Source organism: Nocardia sp. MDA0666 (assembly GCF_003023875.1).
GTDB lineage: Bacteria > Actinomycetota > Actinomycetes > Mycobacteriales > Mycobacteriaceae > Nocardia > Nocardia aobensis.
Genome location: NZ_PYHT01000011.1, coordinates 109,269 through 124,840, shown reverse-complemented (window position 1 = coordinate 124,840; position 15,572 = coordinate 109,269). Strand labels below are relative to the sequence as shown.

The 15,572-nt window shown below is 68.8% G+C and carries 16 protein-coding genes; 11 read left to right on the top strand and 5 right to left on the bottom strand.

Annotated features, from left to right (window positions below):
- Positions 1-31: 31 nt before the first annotated feature.
- Positions 32-1,027 carry a phosphotransferase family protein gene (locus C8258_RS17520; protein WP_106956156.1) on the top strand — a complete coding sequence of 332 codons (996 nt, stop codon included), beginning with the start codon at positions 32-34 and terminating at the stop codon, positions 1,025-1,027.
- A gap of 10 nt (positions 1,028-1,037) precedes the next feature.
- Here C8258_RS17520 and C8258_RS17515 read toward each other — a convergent pair whose 3' ends face one another.
- Both C8258_RS17515 and C8258_RS33560 read right to left on the bottom strand, forming a co-directional pair.
- Positions 1,038-2,054, bottom strand: a complete 1,017-nt coding sequence (locus C8258_RS17515) for a hypothetical protein (RefSeq protein ID WP_233225151.1) — start codon at positions 2,052-2,054, stop codon at positions 1,038-1,040.
- A 125-nt stretch (positions 2,055-2,179) separates the two neighbouring features.
- Entirely contained in the window at positions 2,180-3,334 is a 1,155-nt protein-coding gene (locus C8258_RS33560) for a CdaR family transcriptional regulator (protein WP_106956083.1), read from the bottom strand.
- Positions 3,335-3,761: 427 nt separating this feature from the next.
- Here C8258_RS33560 and C8258_RS17505 point away from each other — a divergent pair, with 427 nt between their 5' ends.
- The 4 genes from C8258_RS17505 (at position 3,762) to C8258_RS17490 (ending at position 6,546) form a co-directional block, all read left to right on the top strand.
- Positions 3,762-4,304, top strand: a complete 543-nt coding sequence (locus C8258_RS17505) for a hypothetical protein (protein WP_106956154.1) — start codon at positions 3,762-3,764, stop codon at positions 4,302-4,304.
- Between the two features lie 206 nt (positions 4,305-4,510).
- Positions 4,511-5,428 carry a DAPG hydrolase family protein gene (locus tag C8258_RS17500; RefSeq protein ID WP_233225150.1) on the top strand — a complete coding sequence of 306 codons (918 nt, stop codon included), beginning with the start codon at positions 4,511-4,513 and terminating at the stop codon, positions 5,426-5,428.
- Between the two features lie 26 nt (positions 5,429-5,454).
- Complete coding sequence (locus C8258_RS17495) at positions 5,455-5,661, top strand: hypothetical protein (RefSeq protein ID WP_106956082.1); 207 nt, start codon at positions 5,455-5,457, stop codon at positions 5,659-5,661.
- A gap of 93 nt (positions 5,662-5,754) precedes the next feature.
- Entirely contained in the window at positions 5,755-6,546 is a 792-nt protein-coding gene (locus tag C8258_RS17490; protein WP_106956152.1) for a tetratricopeptide repeat protein, read from the top strand.
- Positions 6,547-6,616: 70 nt separating this feature from the next.
- Here C8258_RS17490 and C8258_RS17485 read toward each other — a convergent pair whose 3' ends face one another.
- Complete coding sequence (locus C8258_RS17485) at positions 6,617-7,405, bottom strand: amidohydrolase family protein (RefSeq protein ID WP_106956081.1); 789 nt, start codon at positions 7,403-7,405, stop codon at positions 6,617-6,619.
- A gap of 98 nt (positions 7,406-7,503) precedes the next feature.
- Between C8258_RS17485 and C8258_RS17480 the strand changes: the two genes are divergently transcribed.
- Positions 7,504-7,905: a MerR family transcriptional regulator gene (locus tag C8258_RS17480; protein ID WP_106956080.1), complete on the top strand. Its 402-nt coding sequence runs from the start codon at positions 7,504-7,506 to the stop codon at positions 7,903-7,905.
- On the opposite strand, the gene C8258_RS17475 is transcribed toward C8258_RS17480, so the two are convergent.
- Positions 7,881-8,621: a M50 family metallopeptidase gene (locus C8258_RS17475; protein WP_106956079.1), complete on the bottom strand. Its 741-nt coding sequence runs from the start codon at positions 8,619-8,621 to the stop codon at positions 7,881-7,883. The genes C8258_RS17480 and C8258_RS17475 overlap by 25 nt on opposite strands.
- A 123-nt stretch (positions 8,622-8,744) precedes the next feature.
- Here C8258_RS17475 and C8258_RS17470 point away from each other — a divergent pair, with 123 nt between their 5' ends.
- Positions 8,745-9,080, top strand: coding sequence for a hypothetical protein (locus tag C8258_RS17470; protein ID WP_228533360.1), 336 nt, complete (start codon positions 8,745-8,747; stop codon positions 9,078-9,080).
- Between the two features lie 43 nt (positions 9,081-9,123).
- On the opposite strand, the gene C8258_RS17465 is transcribed toward C8258_RS17470, so the two are convergent.
- Entirely contained in the window at positions 9,124-10,677 is a 1,554-nt protein-coding gene (locus C8258_RS17465) for a succinic semialdehyde dehydrogenase (RefSeq protein ID WP_106956078.1), read from the bottom strand.
- 240 nt (positions 10,678-10,917) lie between these two features.
- On the opposite strand from C8258_RS17465, the gene C8258_RS17460 reads away from it, so the two are divergent.
- The 4 genes from C8258_RS17460 (at position 10,918) to C8258_RS17445 (ending at position 15,572) form a co-directional block, all read left to right on the top strand.
- Positions 10,918-12,129 carry an MFS transporter gene (locus C8258_RS17460; RefSeq protein ID WP_106956077.1) on the top strand — a complete coding sequence of 404 codons (1,212 nt, stop codon included), beginning with the start codon at positions 10,918-10,920 and terminating at the stop codon, positions 12,127-12,129.
- Positions 12,130-12,344: 215 nt separating this feature from the next.
- A complete protein-coding gene (locus tag C8258_RS17455) occupies positions 12,345-14,789 on the top strand; it encodes a sensor histidine kinase (protein WP_106956076.1) in 2,445 nt (814 codons plus the stop codon).
- On the top strand, positions 14,767-15,192 hold the full coding sequence (locus C8258_RS17450) for a roadblock/LC7 domain-containing protein (RefSeq protein WP_030514365.1): 426 nt from the start codon (positions 14,767-14,769) through the stop codon (positions 15,190-15,192). The genes C8258_RS17455 and C8258_RS17450 overlap by 23 nt, the downstream gene beginning before the upstream one ends.
- Positions 15,189-15,572, top strand: coding sequence for a DUF742 domain-containing protein (locus C8258_RS17445; RefSeq protein ID WP_030514366.1), 384 nt, complete (start codon positions 15,189-15,191; stop codon positions 15,570-15,572). Before C8258_RS17450 ends, C8258_RS17445 begins: the two co-directional genes overlap by 4 nt.

Sequence of the window (15,572 nt, the reverse complement as noted above, 5' to 3'; positions counted from 1 at the left end):
GGAGCAGCCCCGTGGAATCGACACCGCGGCGATCACCCGGTGGATCGACGGGCTGGGCGTCGGGCTGACCGGCGCCCCGACCTTCACCCGGATCGGTCTCGGCCAGTCCAATCTCACCTATCTGGTGCGCGACGACGCCGGGCACCGCTGGGTGCTGCGGCGCCCCCCGCTCGGCCGGCTGCTGGCCTCCGCCCATGATGTGGTGCGCGAGTCGCGGATCATGTCCGCGCTGGCCGGTACCGATGTCCCGGTGCCCGAAATCGTCTCTGTCACCACCGATTCCGAGGTCTGTGACGCACCGGTGGTGCTGATGGAATACGTCGACGGACAGGTCGTGGACACAATGGAGGTCGCGGAGTCGCTGACCCCGCGGCGACGCCTGGCCATCGCCGAATCCCTGACCCACACCCTGGCGCGCATCCACGCGGTCGATCTCGAGGCGGTGGGGCTGGCGGATCTGGCCAGTCACAAACCGTATGCGCAGCGGCAGCTGAATCGGTGGTCGCGGCAGTGGGAGCAGTCGCGCACCCGCGAGGTGCCCGAACTCGACGACCTCACCCGCCGGCTCGCCGAATCGGTTCCGCCGCAACGGGAAACGACGCTGGTGCACGGTGACTTCCATTTGCGCAACGTGATCACCTCGCGAGACAGCGGCGCGGTGGTGGCCGCACTGGACTGGGAACTGTCCACCCTCGGTGATCCGCTCGCGGATATGGGGAGTCTGCTCGCCTACTGGGTCGAGCCCGGCGAGGACCTCGGTGGCGACTTCCCGGCCTCGGCACTGCCGGGTTTCCCGAATCGAGCCGAGATGGCGGGCGCCTACCTCGACGAGACCGGACGCGACCGCGACGCTCTCACCTTCTGGCATGTGCTCGGATTGTGGAAACTCGCGATCATCGCCGAGGGTGTCATGCGGCGCGCGGCCGATACGCCGGGCAACAAGGCCGCCGCGGGCACACCGACCGTCGAACGCATCGACGCGATCATCGCCCACGCCCGTGAGATCGCCGCCGAGGCCGGCCTCTGACGGGCGTCGATCAGTACGCGACGGCGGCCGCGATCACCTCGGTGACCGGCCGCCGTGGCGTATGCGGCAGCGGTGCGGCGCCGGAGGGCAGCCAGCCCAGCCGCACCATCGTCTGCGGATACGCGCATTCGGCGAGCACGTTGCGGCGTATCTCGGCGCGCAGATCCGGCATGGCCAGCGGTTCGGACTGCAGACTCGACGACAGACCCAGCGTGGTCGCCGACAACAGCAGCGCGCTCACGGCCTCCCCCGCGCGCAGCCGCGCGAGGCGGTCGTCGCCGGTCGTGCACACGACCAGCCATTCGGCGGCCTCGGGCTCGGTGGCCGGATCTGCCAGCTCCGGCGACTCGAACCGGCGTTTGGCGATCTCGTCGTCGGGCCGTGGCGCGGGGGTGTTCGCGGCCGGGACACCGTCGGAGGTCCCGTGCCGCCCACTCCAGACCGCCAGTTCGTGCAGATAGGCGGGGTCGGCGGCGTGCCGCAGCGTCGCGATCCGGGCGGCATCGGCCAGTTCCGGGCGCAACTCCGGCGGCACCTGCCGCGCCGCGGCGCCGTGGGTGCGGGCATCGGCGGACACCTCACGCACGAACGCCTGCGGCACCGGGCGGGTGCTGTAGCGGCGGCGATCGGACTGCCGATGGGCGATCGCCGCGGCCAGGTCGATATCGCGCGCCGACGGGGTGCGCGGGCTCATCGTGATGGCTGCGAGGTGGTCGGGATCGGTGTCGTCGGGAAGATAGGTGACCTGCGCGGACCAGCCGAGCATCGCCAGCGCCACCCGCATGTGGTGCAGCGCCGCGCCACAGCTCAGCAGCAGTGCGCGCTGGGCCGGATCGGTCACGGTCAGCTGCCGGGTCTCGTCGGCGTGCAGGTGGATGGTCTCCTCCCGCAGCGACCACCGCCACGGCTGGGTGTTGTGCACCGAGGGGGCGCGCACGGCCATCCCCACGGCGTCGGCGAAAACCGCGGTGAACGGATCGGCGAATGTCATGATGCCGGTTCTGCCTTTCGAGCGTCGCACGGACATGCCGGGACGGTGACCGGCGGATATCGGCCGCCATATCGAGTCCCTGTATCGATCAACCGCCGGCACGGCCGGTTAGTTTCGTAATAGTTCACAAAATCGCAGGGCGCGCACTTGTGACCTTGTGCTCAGGATTCCGCGGCGCCGGAATTCAGCTCCCGATAGCGCAGCGCCCACCACACCTGCTGCGCCACGTGCGGATCCTTCAGCGACGCCCCGGTCAACTCCTCGAATCGGGACAACCGATAGCGGACGGTGTTGTGGTGCAGATACAGCCGATGTCCGGTTTCGCTCGCATTGAGGCCCGCCGCGAGATACGCGTCGACGGTGTCGAGTATCGAGCCGGCCTCGGCGTCGTCGAGCGGAGTGACGTAGCGAAGCAGCAGGGCACTGCCCACATCGCTGTCGCCGACCACGGCCGGTAGGACGCCCAGCTCGGTGAGGGTGTGACGGCCCGGCCGACCGAACAGCCGGGCGGTCTCGGCGACCCGGCCGGCGATACGCAGGGAATGGGGAACCCCTTCGAGCGGACAGGCGGGGCCGACGCCGAGGAATACTCCGGCCGAGGGCGCCGAATCGTCGTGCGGATCGCAGATGCCGACCACATCGCGGTCCAGGATCGCCACCACGCCGCGCGGCGGACGGAACCCCGGCCGCTGCCGCAACTCCCATTCGGTGTGCTCCGGTTCATCGGTGATCGCGCGGAAGGCCGCGTACGCGCCGTCGAGGCGCAACCCGATGTATTGCGCGCGGCGGCGCAGTTCCCCGGCGGGAAGGGCGCCCTCGGCCAGTGCGCGCACCATATCGTCGCGCCTGGTGTCGAGACGGCGGGTGATCTGTGCCTCGGCCTCGCGATGGCCGGAGCTGTAGGCGACCGTGGCGGCGTCCGAGGCGCGCAACAGGGCCGCCAGCACCGACATCAGTGCCGCGCCCGGCCGGGTCGCCCAGTGTTCGGAGGTGCCGATACGTTCGATCACCTCCCCCACCACGATCTGCCATCCGCGCAGCATCGCATCGAGCGGCACACCCAGTTCGGCGCGTAGTGCGCCGTACTCACGGAAGTCGGCGAGTTCTTGTCCGTCGAGTGGCCGATCGGCCGAAGTGGCGCTGATCAGACGATCCACCGCATCCGCGATCGAGGGCACCAGGGCCGATGCGGCAATCCCCCGGTACGCCGGAATCTCGCGCTGGAGCCGGGTGCAGACGTGTTCGGCGAAGGCGCCGGGATCGCCGATCGCTGAGGGCCGCAATCGCGGGCGCGTCGCACCGTCGTCGTCGCTCACATCGGTCGACGATACGGGGAGCGGAGGTGGAAACGGTGGTGGTCGCGGTCCGGCCGCCGAGTCGGAAGGTCACCGTCGGCGCAGTTCCGAGGCCTTCTCGACGACGCCCCGGGCAATGACGAGTCGGTCCGGCAGGTGCGGGCGAAGTCGGTCGAGTCGATGGGGAAGGCGGTGGCGATCGGCGGTCGGGAATATCGCAGTATCCGGCCGGCAATCGGACCCTGCGCCGTCGCCGCCCGAAACCACCATCGACAGCGTGCCCTTCTCGGCGAACGGCAGGCAAACCCATTGCGCGGGAGCATGTTTCGGCGCTCACGAATCGGAAACCGAACACCGGCGCGGTATCTGGGTAAGAATGGGAGCGGCCGAGATCCGGCCACAGGGGACATGTCGGCCCGGCCGGGCCGACGGATTGTGGGGAAAGATCATGAGAGCCAAGAAATTCGCCGCCACCGCGCTTCTGGCCGTCGGCGCCACCACCGCGGCCGCCGGCGTCGTGCAGGCCGCACCGGCCACGGCCTCCGAGATCGCGGTGCGCGGTGTCGAACAGGGCGTCGGCTTCGTCACCGCGCCGACCGCCGATCACACCGGTCTGACCACCACCGTGGAGGCCGGATCCTTCACCGTCACTGGTGATTCGGTCACGCTCACCGACGCCGCCGGTCGTGCCGTCACCTCGGTTCCGCTCGGCCTGCGCACGGCCTCGGGGACCGTCGGCCTCACCCCGCGCATCGAGAACGCCGGCCGCACGCTGACGCTGACGCCGCAGTCGGCGACCGAGCGCACCGCGCAGGCCATCGACGAAGCCTCCGACACCCTCGCCCGCAAGCAGTACAACGCGGGTGTCGGTGCGCTGGTCGGCGCCGGAATCGGTGCGGTCCTGGGCTTCTTCCTCGGTGGCGTCGGCGCCCTGATCACCATCCCGATCGGCGCCGGGATCGGAGCCCTGATCGGCTACTCCACCCCGTAGCCGGTACCTCGCGCGGCCGTGCGGACCCTCGCCCGGCGAACCCGCACGGCCCGCGGTGGGCCGCATGATCTCGATGTGCGGCCGCACTGGGAAAAGTCATCATCGTTGCGTTCGTCGCACCCGGACACCCGCCGCCGTTGGCGAATGCTGTTGGGAGCCACCACATCCGCGCATCTGCTCGCCGCACCGGGCAGTAGCCTCGTCGCATGGTGAGACCTTCGGCACTGTCGCGGCGCCGGGCGCTGACGCTCGCGGCCGCCGGCGCGGGCGTGTTCGCCGCGGCCCGATCGCCACTGGCTCGCGCCGACGGGCCCGACAACGCACGCTACGGCGGATATTCCGCGCAGGACCGCGCCGCGCCGTATGCCCATTTCATGACCGAACACACCGCCCCGCCGCAGTCGGCGGTCGCGACGGCGTACGCGAGTCCGCCCACCCCGGCGAATCGCATCCCTCCCTTTTCCGCACTCCCCGCGGAGCTGGGGCCGTCCGGCTACGCGCCGATCGAAACCGGCTACGGGCAGACCGATTCCGGAATCGTCTGGGTGGCGGTGCGGACCGAGATGGCGCGGGTGACGGCCGCCATGTGGGACTGGTGGTTCGGGTGGCATCTGGTCGAATCGGCCCGGTACAAGCTGTGGCATCCGGACGCACACCGGTACGCGGAGGTGGCGGCCGATCGGACCGATGGGGCGATGCCGGACCGGCAGCGGTATATCGGCAACATCTCCTACGTCGACGAATACATCGGCCCGAAGTTGCAGCAACTCGCCATCGCCTTCCACGATCCGGTCGCCTACGGATTCACCGTGCCCGACGATCACACCGTGGTGTTCGGCCGGGTCGGCAGCAGCATCGCGCCGGTCGATCTGGGCTGGCTGGCCCACCAGGTCCGCCCGATTCCCGGTGGATGCGAGATGCGCAGTCGCTTCTACCTGCGCATCTACGGAGTCCACACCTTGGATCCGGTGCACGCCGCGCGTGCGGTGCAGCGCGGTGCCGCCGCCGACGTCGGCGACCTCCTACCCGGACTCGACCTCGCGCGCGATCTGCTGTTGCATTGCGGGCAGGAGATGAACCACCTCGCTCGCTTCCTGCCCGAGCTGTACCACGAATTCGCCTGACCGGTTTCGGCCGTCACAATGGTGAGGTGCCCGATTCGCCCACCTCGCCCGCCGTCGCCGCGTTGATCCGCTGGCACGACAGCGGTGGCGTCTGGCGAGTGCTGGGCCGGCGCGGCGCGCACGTGACCATCGGACTGTTCGAATGCACCGGCGGCGACGAGGTCGACCGCATCGTCTCCGCGGATCCCGCCTTGCGGGCGTTCGTGGGGCAGCGCGCGGGCAGCGAGGAATGAAACCGACAGTTCGGCACCATTTTCCGGTCGCAGGGACTACGGTGTGCGCGGCAACGCATCGATTCCCCTACAGCTACGGCGAAAGGCGGCGCGATGGCCGATACCGGTGAGGCGAATCGTCCCCTGGCCGAGCGATATCCGGGCACCGAGCCGGTCGGCTGGCGTGGTGTCACGGTCCACCCGATGTACTCGCAGCGCCTGGGCGCCGAAACGACGGTGGTGCGGTTGGTGCTGCACGCCGCGGCACCGCCGCCGGGATTGCTCGGACTGGGCATCGGGGTATCGGTGATCGACGGATATGTGACGTTGCGCGGGCAGCGGTTGCCGGGTGTCGACGTGTGGAGCGATGCCCTCGCCGAGGGGTCCGATCTCCACCTGGCGGGAACCGGCCCGGCCGCCGCGTACACCCTCACCCCGGTCTGGATGACGGCCGCTGGCACGATCGAATCCTGGACGGGCAACTACGGACTCGTCATCGAACGCGGCGCGGCCGGTTCGATGCTGCTGCGCTGCAGCACAGGGGTGGGGGAACCCGATTTCGATGAATTGGTGGTCGCGATGACCGTCACCGGCGACGCCGACGGCGAGCAGGACCGCATCCGCTCCACGCTCTACCACCTCGGAGTGGAGGCGCACACTCGCGGCGACCTCGACCAGGCCCGGCGGATGTGGCGGCAGGCGGCCGATCTCGGACATACCGCAGCGGCCTACGATCTGGGCGTACTCGGTTATCGGACACGCGAATTCGACGAGGCGCAACGCTGGTGGCGCCTGGCGGCCGAACAGGGCGATTCACGCGCGATGGCCGGTCTCGCCGAAGTCCTGGAGCGCCGGGGGGATTCGGATGCGGCCCGGAGATGGCGTGCGCAGGCTCAGGAGCATTGAGCCGTCGAACGCCGCGCCGCCGCCCGACACCTGGTCGGTGCCCCGCACGGTCGCCGGGCGGCTGGGCGGTTCAGAGAATGCCCAAGAGCTGTCCCAGGTTTCCTCCGAGCACCAAGTCACGCACCTCACCGGGAGAGGTGACGCGTTCTACGGTCGTGCGGGCGAGCACCGGATCGCCGTAGGGAGCGTCCGAGCCGAACAACGTTCGCTCCGGAATTTCGCGGATGGCCAGCCGCACCGCGAAAATGATGTTGGCTGTAGACAATTCCACATACATATTCGATGTGTCCTTCACCATTTCGATCGCCGCCATCCAGTTCGTCCCGCCGAGTTGGCTGATCACCAACGGAACCGCCGGGTATCGCGCCGCGAGACGGGACAACGTGCGCAGGTCTTCGCCAGTGGTGGGGGCAGATCCGTGGACCACGACCGGCAGCCCGCCGTGGTCGTGCGCCGCGGCCAGCACGGGCTCGATCCGGGCTGCCCCACCCGCGGGAGGTGTAAGTTCCCCGATGCCGCGCAGTCCGCGTCCCACCACCTCACGGTCGATCAGAACCGCGATGTCCTCCTCGGGCAGGTCCACCGGTATGGAGCCGAACCCGATGAACCGGCTCGGGTGCGCGGCCAGGGCCTCGTGAAGCTCTGCCCAGGCGGTGCGATAGCTGTCGAGGCTGTTCTCACCGCCTGCCAGAGCGCTGTCGAGAACGCCCATCTCACGACGTAGTGATACAAGGTCGACGGCCCGCTCCGGATGCGGTCTGGTCCCGAAGAGCACAGCGCGATCCACTCCCGCGTCGTCCAGAGCGGCGAGGTGGCTTTCGACCGGGTCGTGGACATGACTGTGGGCATCGATGATCAAAGGTTCCTCCAGGAGAGAGCGGGCCGCTGGAATGCGGCAGGGCAGACACACTGTTGCTCCTTGACACTGTTGGAAGGTCAAGCCCGAGAGGAAAGACGGTGCTCATCGGAGAACTCGCCAAGCGGACCGGAACCAGCGAACGCCTCCTGCGCTATTACGAACGGGCGGGGCTGCTCCGGTCCGAGCGCCGGTCCAACGGGTACCGGACCTATGACGAGACCGCCACCACGACGGTCCTGCGGATTCGGGCTCTGCTCGCGGCCGGCCTCCCGACCCGCATCATCCGCCACATACTTCCCTGCACCGACGCTGCGGCCGCGGTACTGCCCTGTCCCGGCGTCTTGGACGCGCTCCGCGCCCAGCTGCGCGTCCTCGACCAGCGATCGGCCGAGATCAACACAGCCAGAGACGTTCTGCGGCAGACCATCACCACCGCAGAAACCGCCGCCGCACGTGCGGCGCTACCCCGAACCCTTCAGGCGGCCGTGCCGCCGAGCTGAATTCCGAGCAGCTCACCGGCCCCCACGACCAGTGCCGCGAGGGTGAGCAGGCCGAACACGACGACCCACAGCCGCGCCGGAATGCGCGTGAGCCAGGCCAGCTGGTCGGCATCGGACCCGTCGCCGCGTACCGACACCTGCCACAGTTCGATCACGGCGCGTACCCCGCCGAACAGCAGGAACCAGGTCACCACATAGCCGAAGACGCCCTGCCACACCGCCGTTCCGTACCAGGACACGGCGAAGGCGGCCCCGCCCGCGCAGATCACCGCGAGAAAGCCGAACACGTTGCGGATCACCACGATCAGCACCACCAGCGCCGCGATGAGGATCCACAGCATCATCGTCTGCCGTCCGGTGCCGAGCAGGATCGCGAACCCGAGGCCGACCGCCGAGGGAGCCGGATAACCCGCCAGGGTGGTCAGCACCATCCCGAAACCGCGTGGCTTGCCGCGGGATACGGTCACACCCGAGGTGTCCGAATGCAGCCGGATACCGCTCAGGGTGCGGCCCGTGCAGATCGCGATCACCGCGTGGCCGATCTCGTGGGCGATCGTCACACATGTCCGCAGCACTCGCCACACCGGCCGGTAGAGCACCACCGCCGCTGCCGCCGCTGCCGTGGCCAGCACCACCCATACCGGCGGCTGCGGGGATATCGTCGTCAATTTATCGGTTACCGACGACACCGCATCGGCCGTTCGAGACAGCTGCACCGCCGTAGGGTAGCGGTCCGCCCGATTCGGCCGGATACGACGGGGTATTCGGCCGGTGAACGCTTAGGCTTGCGGTCGAATTGCCGGGATCGGCCCGGCACGCGGCCTCGACGAGGAGAACAGATGACATCCAGGGCCCATCGCAGCATCGCCGCGCTGTTCGGCACCATCGCAGCGGCCACGGTGACCGCGGGCCTGCTGAGTGGATGCTCGGACGTGCAGCGCGCGATCAACAAGGGTGGCGACACCCCGTGCAGCGACTATGTCAAACAGGACGCCGACACCAAGCGGGTCACGATCACCAAATTCGTGAAACAGCAGACGAACAACGACCACGAACCCGCCGGCACCCAGGTCGACGCCACCATGGCGGCGGTCGATTTCCTGTGCGCCAACCAGCGCAACGCCGATACTCCGATCAAGAACGCGAATCTGACCGGAATCTTCTTCAATCAGTGAGCGCGCGGGTCGGTCACCGCTGCCGGTGACCGACCCGTCCGGCTCAGCGTCCGGGCAGGAAGCGGAAGCTGCGTGCCAGCGTCATCAGCAACGCCTGCCACTTCGACTGCGGAATGCCCAGCGGCGCATCCAGATTCATTCCGCGGGTGACGACCACCGTCTGCGGTTCGGTGAACTTCAGCAGGCCGTCGGGACCGTGGCGGCGACCGACCCCGGAGATCCCCATCCCGCCCATCGGGGCGCCGGTGCTCCCCCACGCCGGTGCGTAACCCTCGTCGACACAGACGGTTCCGGTCCGCAGCCGGGCCGCGATGGCCTGCCCCTCGGACGCGCTGCTCGCCCACACGCTGGCGTTGAGCCCGTATTCGGTGTCGTTGGCGCGGGCGATCGCCTCCTCGACGTCGGCGACCGGATAGATCGACACCAGCGGGCCGAAGGTTTCGTTGCGGCCGCATTCCATCTCGTCGGTGACCTTGCTCAGCACGGTCGGCTCGAAGAACAGCGGCCCCAGATCGGGCCGGGCGTTGCCGCCGGCGAGAATTTCGGCGCCCTTGGACGTGGCGTCGGCGACGTGCTTGGTGACCGTCTCGAGCTGCGCCGGTGAGATCAGGCTGCCGATATCGGTCGAGAAGTCGTAGGCCGCACCGAGTTTCGCGGCGCCGACCGCCTTCACGAACTTCTCGCTGAACTCCGCCGCGATCGACTGCTCGACGTAGATCCGCTCGATCGAGATACACAGCTGGCCGGCGTTGGAGAAGCAGGCGCGCACGGCGGCCTTGGCGACCTTGTCCAGATTCGCGCCGCGAGTCACGATCATCGGATTCTTGCCGCCGAGTTCGGCCGAGAATCCGATCAGCCGCTTACCGCACTGCTGGGCCAGCTCGCGCCCGGTGGCCGAGGAGCCGGTGAACATCAGGTAGTCGCACTGGTCGACGATCGCGGTGCCGACCACGCCGCCCGGGCCCGGGATCACCTGCAGCACATCGCGGGGCAGACCCGCGCGCAGCAGCAATTCCACGCTCGCCAGCGACGAGAACGGGGTCTGGCTGTCGGGTTTGACGACGACCGCGTTGCCGGCCAGCAGCGCCGGGATCGCATCGCCGATCGACAGCACCATCGGGTAGTTCCACGGCGCGATGACGCCGACCACGCCCTTGGGCTGGGTGCGCACCTGCGCGCGATTCAGCACCGGGAACGCGCCCGGCACCGAATGCGGCGCCAGCAGCTTCGGCGCCACGCGCGAGAAGTAGCGGGCCGCGAACATCATGCCCAGGATCTCTTCCTGCGCCGCCCACCGGGCCTTGCCGGTTTCGGCCTGGATGACGTCCATCAGGTAGTCGCGTTCGCTGATGATCAGTTCGCGGAAGCGTTCCAGCACCGCCGCCCGCTGCTTCGGCGTGCGTTTCGCCCACTCTGCCTGGGCGGCGCGGGCGCGGATGAACGCGGCGCTCACATCGTCGGCGGTTCCCACCGGCACCTCGCCCAGCGGCCGCCCGGTGAACGTCTCGGCGATGGTCTTGTTCGCGTGCTCACGGGAACCGTCGACGGACGCGAACGCCCGCAGACGCTCGAACACCGCAGCTTCCGGTACGGGCATCGTCGCCTCCTACTTGTGAGTAATGTAACCCTCCGATACACATAATCTACCGCGCGTCGCGCGGGCATATCTCCGCCCTGGGGCGGATATTGCCGCCGAGTTCCGCCAGGATGTGCCACGCTGCGGCGGAGTCGCCGGCTCGGCGCGTTTCAGCGGGCGTTCGCCTGCTCCGGCCGCATTCCGATGCGATCATGGAGCCGTTCGGGGCGGCGGCAGATCGGCGACGACCGGAGGCGGTTCATGGCGACTCGGCGGGCGGCACGAGAGGCGGCTCCGCCGCTCAGCGCCTGGGGTTTCGTCGTCCGGTTCGGCATCGTCAGCTTGCTGGCGGATTTCGTGTACGAGGGGGCGCGGTCGATCACCGGACCCCTCCTCGGGTCGCTGGGGGCGTCCGGATTCGTCGTGGGTGTGGTGACCGGGGTGGGCGAGGCGGCGGCGCTGGTGCTGCGTCTGGTGTCCGGCCCGCTCACCGACCGGACCAGGCGGTTCTGGGCGTGGACCATCTCGGGGTATGTGCTCACCGTGGTCAGCGTCCCGCTGCTGGGTGTGGCGGGGGTGTTGTGGGTGGCGGCCGCCTTGGTGATCGCCGAACGGGTCGGCAAGGCGGTGCGCAGCCCGGCCAAGGACACGTTGCTCTCGCATGCGACCGCGGTCACCGGGCGTGGTCGGGGCTTCGCCGTCCACGAGGCGCTCGATCAGGTCGGCGCGGTCGCCGGGCCGCTGACCGTCGCGGCGGTTCTCGCCGCCACCGGCGACGATTTCACTCCCGCCCTCACGATGCTCGCGATACCGGGCGCGGCGACGCTGCTGTTGTTGGTGCGCATCCGCATTCGCGTCCCCGATCCGGTGCGATACGAACCGGCCGCGGCACCTCGGCCCGGAATCGCGAGAGTTCCCCTGCCCCGACGGTTCTGGCTGTATTGCCTGTTCACCGCAGTCTCGATGGTCGGCGCGACCACCTACGGCGTGCTGTCGCTGCATATGGTGGCGGCCGGGGTGTTCACGACGGCGACGGTGCCGGTGGTCTATGCCGCGGCCATGGCCGCCGACGCCCTGGCCGCGCTCGCATCCGGCTGGCTGTACGACCGCGTAGGCGCGAAAACGCTCCTCGTCCTACCGGTTTCGACGGCACTGGTGCCGGTCTTCGGTTTCGCCGGCGGCATCGGCGCGGTACTGGCAGGGGCGCTGCTGTGGGGTGCGACGGTCGGTGTGCAGGAATCCACGCTGCGTGCCGTGGTGGCCGACCTGGTGCCGGGCGATCGCCGCGCCACCGCCTACGGCATCTACGCCGCTGTTCTCGGCGCCGCGACCGCCGCCGGCGGCGCGATCACCGGATTTCTGTCCGACACATCGTATTCGGCACTGGTCGCCACGGTGGTGGCGGTCGAGTGTGCGGCCGTGGTCGTCCTGTTCGTCCTCGCCGCGCGCGGGCACACACCGAACGGGCGGTGACCGAACGCGCTGCCTCACAGCAGGATTCGATCCCAACTATACCTAACACTGTTCAAACGTGTGACTTGCCACAATCGTTCGGTGGCCGTCACCTTCACCACATTCGCCAATCACGCTCTGACCTGCAAGCTCATATCGGACAAGGAAAGTCAATACGGGTCTCGCTCAGTGGCATCAGACCTGAAGTTTGAAACATCGCCCGTTATGTTGTGCCGATGTTGAGAGCGAGGCTCGGTATCCGGACCCGCATCCTGGCCATCGCAGTGATTCCAAGTCTGACGTTGCTCGGAATCGGTGTGGGCACAGCGGGCTATCTGGTACGGGAGGGGCAACACGCCAAGGACTGGGCATCGATCCTGGGCAACGCCAATGTGCACACTCGCGAGATGATCGCCGCGGTGGAACAGGAGCGGATGCTGTCGCTGTGGCATCTGGCCGGTGAGCACGGCGACCCGGCCGCTCTCGGCGCGGCCCGCACGCGAGTGGACAATGCCCTGCAGGCCCTGGCCGCCACCGAGAACAAACTGATGACCAGCGGTTCGAATCCGATGGGTGACGACACCGGCGGATTCGAAACCCTCAAAAAGCAACTTCCGGCCATTCGCGGCGGCATCGATGCGGGCGCGCTGCCGATTCCCGAAACCTACGCCATCTACAACCGCATTCTGGATGCGGTTGTCGTCGGCACCAATCTCACCATTCCGACCGCGCCCGACGCGGCGGTCGCCCAGCAACTGGCCGGCGGTCTGCGCACCCTGCACGCGATGGAGGGCATGTCGCGCAGCGCCGCCCTGACCGCCGCCGAACTCAACGGCCAGATCCTCGCCGGGCAGATGCGCGACGACTACCGCAACCTGGTCGGCTACTACCGCACCGAACTCCCCCAGCTCGCCGCCGATCTCACCGGTCCCCCGGCGGACAAGATCAAGACCGTGCTCGCCTCCCCGGCCTGGCAACAGCTGGCCGCGATGGAGGACTACCTCATCCATCCGCCCGCGCCGGGCAAGAACGGCGAATTGCCGCCGCCTCCCATGAGTTTCACCGACTGGCGCACCTCGGCCGAACAGCTCGGCGACCAGCTGCTCGCCGCCTGGCAGTACCAGAACGACCACGCCAACCAGACCGCCGTCGACGACGGCGACCGCACCGCGACCAATTCGCTGTGGGCCGGCGCCGGCGTACTGGCGATCGCGATCCTCGCCTTCCTGCTGTCGCTGTGGCTGGCCAACCGGTTGATCGGGCGGCTCAAGCGGCTGCGCACCGAAACCCTCGCACTGGCCGAGGTCCGCCTGCCCGAGACGATGCGCCGCCTGAGCGAGGGCGAGAACATCGACGCCGAGACCGAGGCGGCCCGGCTGGACTTCGGTCACGACGAGATCGGTTCGGTGGCCAACGCGTTCAACCGCGCTCACACCGCGGCCGTCTCCGCCGCGGTCACCGAGGCACGCACCCGCGAGGGTGTGCGCGCGGTATTCCTCAACATCGCGCACCGCAGCCAGATCGTGGTGCACCGCCAGCTCGAGATTCTCGACGAAGCCGAACAGCGCCAGGAGGATCCGGCCCTGCTCGAGACCTTCTTCCGGCTCGACCACCTGGCCACCCGCGAACGCCGCAACGCCGAGAACCTGATCATCCTCGGCGGCGGCGAACCGGGCCGGCAGTGGCGGCGCCCGGTGCCGCTGGTCGAGCTGGTGCGCAGCGCGATCGGTGAAACCCTCGACTACGCACGGGTTCGCGCGCATCGCATGCCGCAGGTGTTCATCGTCGGCAACGTCGTCGCCGACCTCATCCACCTGCTCGCCGAACTGGTCGACAACGCCACCTCCTTCTCTCCGCCGCAGTCGCGGGTCGAGGTGACCAGTAACGTGGTCGGCAAGGGTGTGGCGATCGAGATCAGCGATCAGGGCATGGGCATGCCCGCCGACGAACTCGAACGCGCCAACGAGATGCTGCGCAACCCACCGGATTTCGGTGTAGCCACCCTGTCGGCCAATTCGCGTCTGGGCCTGTTCGTGGTCGCCCAGCTGGGCGCGCGCCACGGCATCTCGGTGCGGCTGTCGGAATCCGACTACGGCGGCATCCGCGCCATCGTGCTGGTGCCGACCGCCGTCGTCGCCGCCGATGCGCCGCTGGCCGACCACCTGCCCGAACGGTTCGGCGGCCGCCGCCCCGAACCCGCGATGACCGGTGAGATGCCGGCCATCCCGGCGGCCGAGACGACCTCGGCGGCAACGTCGCTGGCGACCCTGACCTCGCCGCAACCGCAGGCCTGGTCCGATTACCCGCGCACCGACAGCGCGCCGCGCACCGACGAGCGGAGCTGGGCCGACACCCCGGCTCGGCGCGAAGCGCCGCCGCGCCAGGAGCTGCCCGCGACACCCACCGACCAACCGGCGCGTCGCAGCCCGCAGCGTCCGTCCTACACTGGCAGCGATGCTCGCCCACCGTTGCCCCGCCGTCGCCGACAGGCCAGTCTGGCACCGGAATTGGCGCACGACCCCCAACCCGACGCTGCGTCCCCGCAGCGGCCGCGCTCGGCGGAACAGGCACGAGACCTGATGTCCGCCATCGAGAACGGAACCAGGCAGGGGCGGCGATCGCAGCCCGGCCACACCCCGGACGAACAGGAAGGCGAAGGTGACTTCTTCCAACGCAGGTGATCTGAACTGGCTGCTCGACGATCTGGTCGATCGCCTGGCCGGGGTGCGCTACGCGGTGGTGCATTCCACCGACGGGCTGCTGCTGGGCCGCTCCACATCGATGAGCCGCGAGGACGCCGAACACTTCGGCGCCATGTCGGCCACCCTCTACGGGCTGGCGCGCAGTGCCGGGAACCGATTCGACGGTGGTGGCGTGCGCCAGGCGGTCATCGAACTCGACCGTGCGGTATTGTTCGTCACCGCGGCCGGTGACAACGCATGTATCGCATTGCAGGCCAACGAGAACGCGAATCTGGGTATGGTGGCCTACGAAATGAACCTGACCGTGCAGCGAGTCGGCGGCTACCTGTCCACCGATCCGCGTAACGGTCTGGCCGAGCACGTGGAGCATAGATTGTCATGACGCGCTTCGGTCAACCGTGGTTCGACGATGCGGCCGGTCCCCTGGTCCGTCCGTACGCCGTAACTCGGGGCCGCACGATGGGGGCGGGACACGATCTGGACATGCTCACCCTGGTGGTGACCGTGTCACCGGGTCCGCCGCTGCGGCGCGTCGAACCCGAATACGCGGAAATCGTTCGGCTGTGCCGGACCCCGCAATCGGTGGCCGAGGTCTCGGCGAGACTCAAGCTACCGTTGGCGGTGACCAAGATCCTCGTCGGTGATCTGATCGGCGAGGGTCTGCTGAACTTCCGGGCTCCCGCCCGGACCGACACCGATACCGGCGGGACCGGCGAACTGAACATCTTGCGAGCAGTACTCGATGGAATCCGAAAGCTGTAG